The sequence below is a fragment of the Rhizobium sp. P1_C7 genome (assembly GCF_056406295.1).
Genome location: NZ_JBFUAL010000008.1, coordinates 50,288 through 63,237 on the forward strand (window position 1 = coordinate 50,288; position 12,950 = coordinate 63,237).

12 protein-coding genes are annotated in these 12,950 nt (G+C 60.8%); 6 read left to right on the top strand and 6 right to left on the bottom strand.

The window, feature by feature from the left end; all coding sequences use genetic code 11:
* Positions 1-53: 53 nt before the first annotated feature.
* Genes queE through queC form a run of 3 tightly spaced genes read right to left on the bottom strand, consistent with a single transcriptional unit; the run spans position 54 to position 1,854 of the window.
* Positions 54-791, bottom strand: coding sequence for a 7-carboxy-7-deazaguanine synthase QueE (queE, locus tag AC1D2R_RS14310; protein WP_477967933.1), 738 nt, complete (start codon positions 789-791; stop codon positions 54-56).
* Positions 788-1,144, bottom strand: a complete 357-nt coding sequence (gene queD, locus AC1D2R_RS14315) for a 6-carboxytetrahydropterin synthase QueD (protein WP_477967934.1) — start codon at positions 1,142-1,144, stop codon at positions 788-790. The genes queE and queD overlap by 4 nt, the downstream gene beginning before the upstream one ends.
* Positions 1,144-1,854, bottom strand: coding sequence for a 7-cyano-7-deazaguanine synthase QueC (gene queC / locus AC1D2R_RS14320; RefSeq protein ID WP_477967935.1), 711 nt, complete (start codon positions 1,852-1,854; stop codon positions 1,144-1,146). The genes queD and queC overlap by 1 nt, the downstream gene beginning before the upstream one ends.
* Before the next feature lie 194 nt (positions 1,855-2,048).
* Here queC and AC1D2R_RS14325 point away from each other — a divergent pair, with 194 nt between their 5' ends.
* Complete coding sequence (locus AC1D2R_RS14325) at positions 2,049-3,059, top strand: SPFH domain-containing protein (RefSeq protein WP_477967936.1); 1,011 nt, start codon at positions 2,049-2,051, stop codon at positions 3,057-3,059.
* Positions 3,060-3,062: 3 nt separating this feature from the next.
* On the top strand, positions 3,063-3,518 hold the full coding sequence (locus AC1D2R_RS14330) for an NfeD family protein (protein WP_477967937.1): 456 nt from the start codon (positions 3,063-3,065) through the stop codon (positions 3,516-3,518).
* Here AC1D2R_RS14330 and AC1D2R_RS14335 read toward each other — a convergent pair whose 3' ends face one another.
* Positions 3,519-4,514, bottom strand: a complete 996-nt coding sequence (locus tag AC1D2R_RS14335) for a KpsF/GutQ family sugar-phosphate isomerase (protein WP_477967938.1) — start codon at positions 4,512-4,514, stop codon at positions 3,519-3,521.
* Between the two features lie 547 nt (positions 4,515-5,061).
* Here AC1D2R_RS14335 and AC1D2R_RS14340 point away from each other — a divergent pair.
* Together AC1D2R_RS14340 and AC1D2R_RS14345 are read left to right on the top strand one after the other, a co-directional pair.
* Positions 5,062-5,397 carry a sunset domain-containing protein gene (locus tag AC1D2R_RS14340; RefSeq protein ID WP_477967939.1) on the top strand — a complete coding sequence of 112 codons (336 nt, stop codon included), beginning with the start codon at positions 5,062-5,064 and terminating at the stop codon, positions 5,395-5,397.
* Positions 5,398-6,012: 615 nt separating this feature from the next.
* Complete coding sequence (locus AC1D2R_RS14345; RefSeq protein ID WP_477967940.1) at positions 6,013-7,542, top strand: outer membrane beta-barrel protein; 1,530 nt, start codon at positions 6,013-6,015, stop codon at positions 7,540-7,542.
* Positions 7,543-7,638: 96 nt separating this feature from the next.
* On the opposite strand, the gene galU is transcribed toward AC1D2R_RS14345, so the two are convergent.
* On the bottom strand, positions 7,639-8,526 hold the full coding sequence (gene galU, locus AC1D2R_RS14350; RefSeq protein WP_477967941.1) for a UTP--glucose-1-phosphate uridylyltransferase GalU: 888 nt from the start codon (positions 8,524-8,526) through the stop codon (positions 7,639-7,641).
* A 201-nt stretch (positions 8,527-8,727) separates the two neighbouring features.
* Here galU and AC1D2R_RS14355 point away from each other — a divergent pair, with 201 nt between their 5' ends.
* Together AC1D2R_RS14355 and AC1D2R_RS14360 are read left to right on the top strand one after the other, a co-directional pair.
* Positions 8,728-9,951, top strand: a complete 1,224-nt coding sequence (locus AC1D2R_RS14355; RefSeq protein ID WP_477967942.1) for a lytic murein transglycosylase — start codon at positions 8,728-8,730, stop codon at positions 9,949-9,951.
* A gap of 83 nt (positions 9,952-10,034) precedes the next feature.
* A complete protein-coding gene (locus tag AC1D2R_RS14360) occupies positions 10,035-11,246 on the top strand; it encodes an SGNH/GDSL hydrolase family protein (protein WP_477967943.1) in 1,212 nt (403 codons plus the stop codon).
* Positions 11,247-11,296: 50 nt separating this feature from the next.
* Here the strand turns inward: AC1D2R_RS14360 and AC1D2R_RS14365 are convergent, their stop codons facing one another.
* Positions 11,297-12,751: a glutamate synthase subunit beta gene (locus AC1D2R_RS14365; protein ID WP_477967944.1), complete on the bottom strand. Its 1,455-nt coding sequence runs from the start codon at positions 12,749-12,751 to the stop codon at positions 11,297-11,299.
* Positions 12,752-12,950 lie beyond the last annotated feature (199 nt).

Consider the following 12,950-nt stretch of genomic DNA (forward strand, 5'->3'; position numbering starts at 1 on the left):
GAAGGTGGCAGCAGGCGGATTGGGGGGGCCGCACGGCACTCCCTCCACACCTCTCACACCCCGCGTCGATTTCCCCACAAAAGCACATGCAATTGCGGCAATACCCGCGCCGCAAACCACCTGTCCTCCATCACCTTGCCGACAAGCCACAACATCCGGTCCATGATCCCGTCGATGTCGATTCTGGCATCGTCGTCGTCTGGCGGTGGCGGCGTGTGGTTGCCGGGCTGCAGGTAGACTGGCAGGTGCGGGTAACGAGCAGCCGCATCGCGCGCATAGGCATAGTCCCTTTCGTCGAAGACGACGATCTTCAATGCGACCTGCGGCCCGCCGGCCGCCCTGCGCAGACAGTCGTCGCAGGCAGCCCAGTCGGTCTCCATGCCGCTTGAGGGCGGCTTCGGGCTCAGCACCAGCGTATCGAGATCGGCAAACCAGTCCTTGGCGACGCTGCCCTGCGTCTCCAGCGCGAATGTGTAGCCTTGCGCATGCCCATGCGCGATCAAAGCTCCAAGCGGCTGGATTGCCGGGTTGCCGCCGGAAAGCGAGATCGTCAGCGGCACATCGCCGGACAGCCGCCGGACCTCGTGCCAGATCTCGTCCACCGACATGGGCAGCCATTGATCGCGGTAGTCGCTGTCGACCGCATGTAGCGTATCGCACCACGAACAGCGGTAGTCGCAGCCTCCGGTCCGGACGAACACCGTCGGCCGGCCGATCAGCACCCCTTCCCCCTGGATCGTCGGCCCGAAGATCTCGCTGACGCGGATTGGCGCCTCGCCACCCCGGCTCATGGCCGGTATTCCGCCCATGTCTTCGGCGTCTCGCTGACGCGCACTGCCGAGGTCTCGGGCAAGCGCTCCCTGCACCAGTCGTAGAAGTGCTTCGCCAGATATTCCGACGTCACGCGCTCGTGGCCGAGCACATCGTTCAGGTGCCGGTGGTCGAAACTGTCGTCGATATAGCGCTTGAGCGGCGCCAGTTCGTGATAGTCGCGGACAAACCCGTTGTCGTCCAGCTCAGCGGCCGAAAGCTCCACTTCGACGATGTAGTTGTGCCCATGCAGGCGCGCGCACTGATGTTCGGCCGGCAGGTGCGTCAGCTGATGAGAGGCGGAGAAGTGGAATTCCTTGGTGATACGGAACATCACTTCACCTCTTCGGCCGAAAAGCCGCTCGTCGCAGCGACCCAGAAGTCCGCGTCGTCGTACTCCGTCGGGTCTTCGACGCCGGCCAGGTGGAAGGCTTCGCGCCGCTCGACACAGGTGCCGCAGCGTCCGCAATGACGAGCGCCGCCCTTGTAGCAGGACCATGTCTTCGCAAAGGGCGTACCGCTCTTCACCCCGTCCGTCACGATGTCGGCCTTGGAGATATTCACGTAGGGCGCGTAGAGCAAAACACTGGCGTAGCCGTCGAGCGCCTGGTTCTGCATCGCCTGGAACGCATCGATGAAGCCGGGACGGCAATCAGGGTAGATGAAATGATCGCCGCCATGCACGGCGACGGCAACCGCATCCGCCTTCTGCGCGGCGGCAAGGCCGAAAGCGATCGCCAACATGATCGCGTTGCGGTTCGGAACGACGGTCGCCTTCATCGTTTCCTTGGCATAGTGACCGTCGGGAACGTCGATATCGTCCGTCAGTGCCGAGCCGGTGAGGTGCCGACCGATGGTGCGGATGTCTATGATCTGGTGCGGCACTCCCAGCCGTTTGGCGCAGGCCGTGGCGAAATCCAGCTCCTTGCGGTGCCGCTGGCCGTAGTCGAAGGAGAGAAGGCCGATGAGTTGCTGTTCCGCTGCGACCTTGTGGGCAAGCGAAACCGAATCCAATCCGCCGGAGCAGATGACGATAGTCTTCATGATGGGGTCCCTTGTTTTGACCGGGTGGGCTGCGACCGGATAACGGCGCCTTTTACGCCAGCCCCTTCCCGTTGTGAAGAGCCAATCGAAAACCCATATATCAAGCAGGATCCATTGGCGGCGGCGCTGCAGGCTGGCGTTTGAAGTCGTCTACGCTAAGGTGTGGTCAATCGATTCTATCGCGGGGGAGTTTCATGGTTTTCGGCGGCTTCGACATTGTCGTGATCGCATTGGTGGTCTTTGTCATTCTGGTGCTCTTTGCCGGGATCAAGACCGTGCCGCAGGGCTATCGCTATACGGTCGAGCGTTTTGGCCGCTACACCCGGACGCTGGAACCCGGCCTCAATATCATCACGCCTTTTGTCGAGCGCGTCGGCGCCCGGTTGAACGTCATGGAACAGGTCCTCAACGTGCCGACCCAGGAGGTGATCACCAGGGACAACGCCTCCGTTTCCGCCGATGCCGTCTCCTTCTACCAGATCCTGAACGCCGCCCAGGCTGCCTATCAGGTCTCCAATCTCGAAAATGCCATTCTCAACCTGACCATGACCAACATCCGCTCCGTCATGGGCTCGATGGATCTCGACGAACTGCTGTCGAACCGCGACGCGATCAACGACCGGCTTCTGCGCGTCGTCGATGACGCCGTCCAGCCTTGGGGCATCAAGGTCACACGCGTGGAGATCAAGGATATCCAGCCGCCGCGCGACCTCGTCGATGCGATGGCCCGACAGATGAAGGCAGAGCGTGAAAAACGCGCCCAGGTTCTCGAAGCCGAAGGCTCCAGAAACGCGCAGATCCTGCGTGCCGAGGGCGCCAAGCAGTCGGCGATCCTGCAGGCCGAGGGCCAACGCGAGGCCGCTTTCCGCAACGCCGAGGCCCGCGAGCGCCTTGCCGAAGCCGAAGCCAAGGCGACGACGATGGTGTCGCAGGCGATCGCTGCCGGCGACGTCCAGGCGATCAACTACTTCGTGGCACAGAAATACACGGAAGCGCTGACCGCAATCGGTTCGGCAAGCAATTCCAAGGTCGTTCTCATGCCCATCGAAGCCTCGTCCATTCTGAGTTCGCTAAGCGGCATCGGCGCGATTGCCAGGGAAGTCTTCGGCGATCCATCGACGCCGCCTGCCCCGCCGCGCCCGCGCCCGGTGCCGGCGCGCACAACGCCGCCGATCAACCCCTTCAACACCAATCAGGAGAGCTGAGCGATGATCGCCGCCATCGTCGCGGAGCTCGGACCCTGGAGCTGGTGGATCGCCGGACTGGTGCTGCTTGCCGCCGAAATGATCGCCCCCGGCTTCTTTCTCGTCTGGATCGGCCTTGCGGCGCTCGCCGTGGGCGTGCTTTCGCTGCTATTCTGGAACGAGACCTTCTGGCTGTGGCAAGTGCAGGCGATCCTGTTTGCCGCCCTTGCAGTCGCAGCCACCTTCATTGGCCGGCGATTAACTCGCAGCCACGACACCACCGACGAACCCTTCCTGAACCAGCGCAGCGCCAGCCTCGTCGGCCGCACCGCAACCCTGGCCGAACCCATCCACGAGGGGCGCGGCCGCATTCGGCTCGATGATACGCAGTGGCGTGTCAGCGGCCCCGACCTGCCGGTCGGCGCGCGCGTGAAAGTCGTCGCAAGCAACGGCCGCGACCTGACGGTCGAAGAGGCCTGATCAGGCGACGCCGATCCTGAGCAGATCGTGGAAGTGAATGAGCCCGACCGGCCGGTTGTCGTCATCAACGACGATCAGCGCGCCGATGCTGTGCTCGTTCAGCAGCGCCAGAGCGGCGGTCGCCAGGACCGTCGCCTTTACCGTCTTCGGTGTGCGGGTCATGATGTCGTCGACCGCCAGTTCCGACAGATTGCGCGTCAGGTTGCGCGCCAGATCGCCTTCCGTGACGATTCCGCACAGCCGGCCGTCACCGTCGACAATACCGACGCAGCCGAAATGCTTGCGCGAAAGCGTTGAAATCGCCTCCGGCAGTGACGTGCCCTTCGGCGCCAAAGGCACGCGTTCGCCGGTGTGCATGATGTCGGCGACGTGGCTGAGGCTGGCGCCCAATTTGCCGCCCGGATGGAACACGTGAAAATCGCGCGCCGTAAAGCCACGCGCCTCGAGCAACGCAATGGCCAGCGCATCGCCCATGGCAAGCTGCAGCATCGTTGACGTCGTCGGTGCCAGGCCGTGCGGACAGGCTTCCTCCTCGTTCGGCATCAGCAGAACAACGTCCGAGGCCGATGCAAGCGAGGATTTTTCAGACGAAGTCAACGCGATCAACGGGATCGAGAACCGTCGCGTATAGGCGACTATGTTTCGAAGTTCGGCACTCTCGCCACCCTTCGACAGCGCAAGCACAACGTCGCCCCTTCCGACCATGCCGAGATCGCCGTGATTGGCCTCGGCGGCGTGCATGAAAAAGGCGGGCGTCCCTGTAGAGGCGAGCGTCGCCGCTATCTTCACACCGATATGGCCGCTCTTGCCGACACCGGTGACGATCACGCGCCCCGAAATAGCGCCCGCGACCTCAACCGCCCGCGCGAATGGCTCAGCAAGATTACCCTCTAGTGCCCTTTCCAGAGCCTCGAGTGCCCGCCTCTCGGTGCCGATCGTGCGCTTGGCCGAGTCGAGCACCCCATTTTCGATGAGATTTACCGCTCTTCTGATCATGTCCAATGCGTTAGCGGTTTTCGGCGGCCAAGTCCATCGCCCCGGTTGGCAGCGTTCCCGGTGTTGCCTTGGCAAGGAATGGTTACCGTGGTGGAATTACGCTGAGGTGAAAAATGCACGAACATAGTGAGACCAAAGGTCTCACTATGTTCGTATGAGCACAGAGCAGCAATTATCCGGCAACAGTTTGCGTCGTCAGCCACTCGCGACTATAGACGCAATGCCCCTACCACTCCTCCGTACTTCAACGGCGGCTGACGCCTCGCTTCGCGTTTTTCGTTGGCACTCAAACCCGGTCGCTCGGACTCCTCGCGGTCGCTAACGCTCCTTCCGAGGGAATTCCCAATCGGGGTTATTGGCATAGCCGTGGCTTCCCCAATGGGTTTTTCTTGGGGTCAAGGCTCGTCGGCCATTTGGTTATCGAGTAAAATGGGCGCGCGCGAAATCCCCTGCCCGATGACGAAGATCCCGCGCATTTTAGCGATCTCATATACGAGGTGCTAAAACGCCTCGTGTTACAACCCTGAGAGGTTTCGAGGGGTGAGACATGAAGTTTCCAGCGGTTGTGGGTTTATGTTCGGTGGCGGCATTCTTGGGAGCCGGCGGCTATACAGTGCTACCGGATTCGGTGACTGCTCCGATTGCGAATTCATTTGCTGCGCCACCATCACAGCCAATGATCATCGACAACGGCGTGATCGTCCAACGAGGCACGAGCTGCAATATCAAGGGCAATGTCAGCATCAATTCCGGCGAGCGCATCTATCACGTGCCGGGTCAGCACTATTACGAGGCCACGAAGATATCGCCCCAATACGACGAACGCTGGTTCTGCTCGGAGGAAGAAGCGCGTGCTGCTGGTTGGCGAAAGGCCGGCTACTAGCCGCACTCATACCGACGCATGGATGCCCCAGGAACGCCATAGCGCGGCAACAAGCACGCGCTGCATAGCCTGCACGGTTGACGCTCGACAGGACTTCTAGAAGTTCCCATTTGCCACTGCGCCAATGCGGCGCGTTCGTGGATATGATCATCATCCTTGTTGTCATAGTTGCGGAGAAGTTTGTCGCGTTGTTCCACCGTGACTAGCAGCATTGTGCGGCCTACACGCTGGACATTCCGAGGACTTCGACTTCGTATCGACGTTCGTTCAGGCACTTCCATGCTTGCCAGCATTTGTCACTTGGAAACGTCTTGTCGAAGTCCGTGTTGTCGACTTGCTCTATACTTTTAATTGCGTTTGATGTCTTTTTGTTCAATCAATGCGAGAATAATATTGCCATTGTCTAGAATTGCGAGCAATGACTTGGTTGGACAGCAGCTCTTTTTTTACGAAGGATTAACCATAAAATAACGTTTCCCGCGCATTATGCGCTGCATACATCTGAAGCGCATTTTCTGTTTGTTTTCACATACTTATTGGATTTTCGCCGTGTGTGTAAAACAGCAATAGACTTTACGTTCGGGTAACACTTCGAAGCATGCCGGGCACGGATAGATGGGCCATTGGAAATACACGAGCAGTCTGACGCCGCTCCGCGCGGCGAGCCTTGCCGTGTGCTCGGTGATCTCAGGCATCGCGCTAGCGCCCCTTCCCGCGCTCGCACAAGCCGCGCAGCTGCGTTCGGCAGATCCCGCGGCCACGGCAGGATCCACCTCTGCAGGCGGCGCCAGCGCCTACACCGGCGCGCAACCGCAAGAGCCGGCGTCGCCGCTGGAGCCCGTCGACGCCGGGGCAAGGCAGGCAACACCTGCAGATGAACAATCGATCCCTGCCGATCTACAACCGAGCGAGGAGATCACCGGCGCGATTCTCGATGAAGACATGCTGCGCCTGAACACGCGCGAGGCACCCCTTGACGACCGATCGAGCCGCAGGCTGGAGCGGAACCTAACGACCGAGGAGACGCCTGGCATTCGCATTGGCACCTTCGTTCTGCGCCCAACCGTCACGCAGAGCATAAACACCGAAACGCAGCGGGATGGCGACACCAAGGAGACGCGTGCGTTCCTCGAAACCGACATGCTGACGACGCTGACATCGGACTGGGCGCTGCATCAGCTCATCGTGACGACGCAGGGCGCCTGGCAGCAGAACATCAGTGGCGAAGGCGAGGAGCAGCCCGATTTCAGGATCGGTGGCGATCTGCGGCTCGACCTGCCGCAGGATACGACCGCCCACATCGTCGGCGGCTACCATTTCTATCGCGAAGACACCGACGATCCGAACGCCATCCAGAATGCGGACAAGCAATCCAACGTGCAGGAATTCACCGCCGGCGGCTCCATCGAGCGCGACTTCGGCATTCTGCGCGGCAGCACCGGCATCGATCTGACGCGGACCATCTACTCCGATGCAACGCTTTCCGACGGCACGACGGTTTCGCTGAGCGACCGCGATGAGACGAGCGGCACGCTTCGGGGCCGCATCGGCTATGAGCTGTCGCCTGCGCTCATTCCCTTCATCGAGGCGAATGTCGGGAAGACCCACTACGACGAAACGGAGGATAGTGCGGGCTACCGCCGCTCCGGCAATTCCTACGGCGCCATGGCCGGGATCGAAGTGGACATGGGAGAGAAGCTTCGCGGCGAAATCGGGCTGGGCTACGAGATCGCCACCTTTGACGACGACCGCCTGGCCGATATCGATACGGCCGTGGTCGATATCCGGCTGCTTTGGTCGCCTCTCAGGGGAACGGACGTCGACTTCGGCGTTCAGACCAGCATCCAGCCGTCGACCAACGCAGGCGACTCCGGCTACGTCTCGCATGCACTGACGACGGCAATCACGCATCAGCTGCGCGACAATCTGGTCGGAACTTTCCTGGGGGGTATTACACTGCGCGACTATCCGTCGGATAGCCAGACGAGCGACGAAACGGTCTACACGACAAGCGCCGGCCTGACCTGGAACATCAACCGCTATCTCGACCTGACCAGTACGGTGGGATACGAACTGACGTCGCGCAAGACTGGCACCGACTCGCAGCAATGGCGAGCCGGTGTAGGTCTCAAACTCAAGCGCTAGAGCGGGAGGCGAAACGTCCCGCTCTAACTTCATGGTTCAGATCAGTATTGAGATTTTAGGTCGATCAGACCCTAAAATCATCCTGATCTAACGCGATCAGAGGGTCTTGAGCAGCGCCTTGAAGCCTTCTTCGACGGTCGGACGGATGTCCGCACGCTCGAGCGCAAAGGCCACGTTGGCAAGGATGAAACCATCCTTGGCGCCGCAGTCGTAAGTCGTTCCGCGGAAGTGATAGCCGGCGAAATCCTGATCCTTCAGTAGCTTCAGCATGCCGTCGGTCAGCTGGATTTCGTTGCCGGCACCTCGCTCCTGCGTCTCCAGGATCTTAAAGATCTCCGGCTGCAGGATGTAGCGACCATTGATGAAGAAGTTGGATGGTGCCGTGCCCTTGGCGGGCTTTTCGACCATGTCGGTAATATGGAAACCGTCGCCGATGGCATCGCCGACGCCGACGATACCGTATTTGTGAGCTTGATCAGGGGCACACTCTTCGACCGCAACGATGTTGCCGCCGCTCTGAGCGTAAAGGTCGATCATCCCCTTCATGCAGCCCTTGGCTTCACTCTTCATGATCATATCGGGGAGCAACAGGGCGAAGGGCTCGTTGCCGATGATCTCGCGGGCGCACCACACCGCATGGCCGAGGCCGAGCGGTTCCTGCTGTCGGGTGAAGCTGACCGTACCGGCCTTGGGAAGCTGGCCGGCAAGCAGCGTGATCTCAGCCTTCTTGCTGCGCTCGCGCAGCGTCTGCTCGAGTTCGAAGTGAATATCGAAATAGTCTTCGATGATGTGCTTGTTACGGCCGGTGACGAAGACGAAGTGCTCGATTCCGGCTTCCAACGCTTCATCGACGACATACTGGATAATCGGCTTGTCGACGACCGTCAGCATCTCCTTCGGAACGGCTTTGGTGGCCGGGAGAAAGCGAGTGCCGAGGCCGGCAACCGGGAATACAGCTTTGCGAACTTTTTTATGCTCTGCCACACAATCCTCCTGCGATGATTTCACCGCTTGAAATAAAAGGCATTTTTGATTGGACTAAATGAGATTTGCTACAGTTTTGCAAATGGTGACTGTGTTCGTCCGTCATGGTAAAGAATTTGTTGACTCCGTTCGGGTAGTCTCGGGCCTGAGCGGAACCTCGCGTTCTGCTGCGCCTGAAACGAAAAGGACGGATGACCGCCGATGACTCAAAATCACAGATACTCCCTTCGTGGTCTTGCTCTCGCACTCATCGTGACCGCGTCCGCCGGTCTGGCCCCCCTTAACGCGAAGGCCGATCAGCGGTTCCAGAAATGGATCGCGGACTTTTATCAAACAGCCGCTCAAAGTGGCATCAGCAAGGCAACCTATAGCAAAGCCTTTTCAGGTGTGACCGATCCGGACCCGACCGTGCTGGAAAAGGCCGCCTATCAGCCTGAATTCACAACGAAAATATGGGACTATATTGATTCCCGTGTAAATCCCTACACCGTCCAGATCGGCCGCAAAATGGCCGCTAAACACGCCTCCACGTTGAACGCGATCGAACGTCACTTCGGCGTCGACAAATCGATTCTCCTCGCCATTTGGTCGATGGAATCGAATTACGGCGCAGTTCTGGCTAAAGACGACAGGCTGCACTACGTGCCGCGTGCTCTGGCCACCCTTGCCTATGCCGACGAGCGCCGCGCCAAGTTTGCCAAGAAGCAGCTGATCGCGGCGTTGAAAATCCTTCAGAACGGCGACATCTCGCCTGATGGCATGACCGGTTCCTGGGCAGGCGCCATGGGCCATACGCAGTTCATACCGACGAGCTATCTGCTTTACGCCGTCGATGCCGACAACAACGGCCACCGCGATATCTGGAATTCCGTGCCCGATGCCCTGGCCACATCGGCCAATCTGCTGATGAAGAACGGCTGGGATGCGGGCAAGACCTGGGGATACGAGGTGACTGTTCCGCAAGGCGCCCTGAAGCAGGTAGGCAAGACCCACACGCTGTCGCAATGGGCGGCCATGGGCGTGACCCGGCCAGGCGGCAAGGGTTTCAAGGACAGCGGCAGCAACGCCGTCCTCAAGATGCCGGCCGGCCCGAGCGGCCCCGGCTTCCTGATGACCGCTAACTTCTTCACCATCAAGAGGTACAATGCGTCAGACAGCTACGCGATTGCCGTCGGGCTGCTCGCCGACGAGATCGCCGGCTATGGCGGCATGAAGCAGCGCTGGCCGCGTCCGGATGGCGTGCTCGACGTCAAGGAGAAGTTCGAGCTTCAGACCCGGCTGAAAGCGCTCGGCTATTATGACGGCGAAGTCGATGGCAATTTCGGCAGCGGTTCGAAGGCAGCTATCGCTGTCGTTCAGGGCCGCTTCGGCATGCAGGCGGACGGCGAACCATCGTTGCCGCTGCTGAATGCACTTCGCAAGTGATGTAGATTGGCGCTATGCGTTTTGGGGTGTGGACGCATGTCCCGCTCCATGAGAAAATACCGTCAGATGCGAGGCTGCTGACGATGCGTAAACGAGTAAAACGGGGCACGGCCCGCTGGGGCGCCCTCTGCGCTGCCGCGCTGGTGTTTTCATCGGGCGTGCTGCCTCCCGTGCATGTTGCCGAGGGCCAGGAGCGCTACTACCAGCGCCGGTCCATCCTCGATTTCTTCTTCGGCCGCCGTTACGCCGATCAATATCCGCCGGCTCCCAACGAGTATGCTCCGGCACCCCGGGCCATTCCGAGAAAGAAGAAGGCACCACAGAAGGCAGTGGTTACAGCTCCCCGCGCTGCACCTGTTATCGCGCCCGAAGAGAAAGTCGTTCAGAAGCTCGACAACGCCCAGAAGATCCTCGTCGTCGGCGACTTCCTGGCCGGCGGGCTGGGCGTCGGCATGGAAGCGGCATTCCGGGACTCGCCCGGCATCCTCATCGAGACCCACAGCAACGTCGCCTCCGGCCTGGTTCGCGACGACTATTACAATTGGCCGGCGCAGCTCACCAAATTCCTGGACGAAGCAAAGCCCGCTATGGTGGTTGTCATGCTCGGCGCCAACGACCGCCAGCAGATGGTGACCGATGGCGGCAAGGAGAAGTTCCGCACCGACGGCTGGTACGCCGAATACCAACGCAGGGTGATGAACTTCGGCAAGGACGTCACCAGCCGCAAGATCCCGCTTCTTTGGGTCGGATTGCCGGCCTTCGATTCGCCGGCGATGACCGCCGACGCGGTCCAGATGAACCTCCTCTATCGCAGGCAGGTCGAAAGCGTCGGCGGCGAATTCGTCGACGTATGGGACGGCTTCGTCAGCGAGAACGGCGACTTCGTCTTGACGGGCTCCGACATCAACGGCCAGCAGGTGCGCTTGCGAACATCCGACGGAATCAACCTCACCGAGGCGGGTCGCCGCAAGCTTGCCTTCTACGTCGAAAAGCCTGCCCGACGCATCCTGGGCATACAGGCAAGCCCGGACCTCGTTCGTCTCGACAGCAGCAATATGCCGAGCCTCGACCTGTCATCGAACTCCGCCGACCACACCGATCCGATCAGCCTTTCCGATCCCAACCTCGATGGCGGAATGGCCCTCCTCGGAGGCGCGGCGCTGCCCGTGAGCACGACCAAATCGCCGCGCGACAAGCTCGTTCAGGATGGCGAAATGGCTCCCCCGCCGGCCGGCCGCGTCGACGACTACCGCATGCCGGCCAAGAAGTCCGCAGCCGAAGTCTCGGCAAAATGAAAGGGCCGCTCGAAGCGGCCCAATTCAATCCACCGGTCAATCACTCACGCTTATCGCGGCAGAACCGTCGTGCCCATCAGGGCTTCGTCGATGGAGCGGGCGGCCTGGCGGCCTTCGCGGATCGCCCAGACCACCAGCGACTGGCCGCGGCGCACGTCGCCGGCCGTCCAGAACTTGTCGACCGAGGTCTTGTAGTCGCGGTCGTTGGCAACGACATTGGTCGAGCCGCGGCGGTCGGTGTTGAGCGAAAGCTTGCCGTCGAGTTCCTTCAGAACGCTGCCGGTAAACGGACCGCTGAAGCCGATGGCGATGAAGGCGAGGTCGGCCTTAATGACGAATTCCGTGCCTGATATCGGCTTGCGGCGTTCGTCGACTTCGCAGCACTTGACGCCCGTCAGCACGCCGTCTTCGCCGACGAATTCGAGCGTCGCAACCTGGAACTCACGCACGGCACCTTCCGCCTGCGAGGAGGAAGTGCGCATCTTCGTTGCCCAGAACGGCCAGACGGCGAGCTTGTCTTCCCTCTCCGGCGGCTGCGGGCGGATGTCGAGCTGTGTGACCTTCACCGCACCTTGACGGAACGCCGTGCCGACACAGTCGGACGCCGTATCGCCGCCGCCAACCACGACCACATGCTTGGCGCCTGCGAGGATCGGATCGGAGGCCCAGCCGACGCTGTCGATGTTTTCGCGGCCGACGCGCTTGTTCTGCTGAACGAGGTAAGGCATCGCATCGTGGACGCCGGCGAGCTCGATGCCGGGAATGCCGGCTTCGCGCGGCGTTTCGGAACCGCCGCAGTAAAGCACCGCATCATGATCGGCGAGCAGCTGCTCGACCTTCACGTCGACACCGACGTTAACGCCGCAATGGAAGGTCACGCCCTCGCCGCTCATCTGCTCGACGCGGCGGTCGATGAAGTTCTTCTCCATCTTGAAATCCGGAATGCCGTAGCGCAGCAGGCCACCCGGTTTGCTCTCGCGCTCGTACACATGGACGTCGTGACCGGCGCGGCCGAGCTGCTGGGCCGCCGCCATACCGGCGGGACCGGACCCGATGATCGCCACTTTCTTGCCGGTGTGAACCGTTGCCGGTTGCGGACGGATGAAGCCGAGCTCGTAGGCCTTGTCGGCGATCGCCTGTTCGACCGTCTTGATCGCGACCGGCGTGTCCTCGAGGTTCAGCGTGCAGGCCTCCTCGCAAGGCGCGGGGCAGACGCGACCGGTGAACTCCGGGAAATTGTTGGTCGAATGCAGGTTCTGGATCGCCGCTTCCCAATTGTTGTTGTAGACGAGGTCGTTCCAGTCCGGGATCTGGTTGTGCACCGGGCAGCCGGTCGGTCCGTGGCAATAGGGGATGCCACAGTCCATGCAGCGCGCCGCCTGTTTCTGCACTTCCGGGTCCGACATCGGGATCGTGAATTCGCGGAAATGCCGGATACGATCCGACGCCGGCTGATACTTCGCTACCTGCCGGTCGATTTCCAGAAACCCTGTTACCTTACCCATACTGCTGTCTTCCCTTACACTCATGACCGCCTCACCGCAGCCAGCTGTCTGTTGTCAGTCCCGGTATCCGGGGCAAGTTGCTTGACCGTCATTAGAACATATCCCCTGAAAGGCATCATGCGACCGCGGCGGCATTTGCCGTCGATACCGTCGTCATGGTCATCGAGATATTTCAGCTCCCGTCACAGGCGTCGTCGCC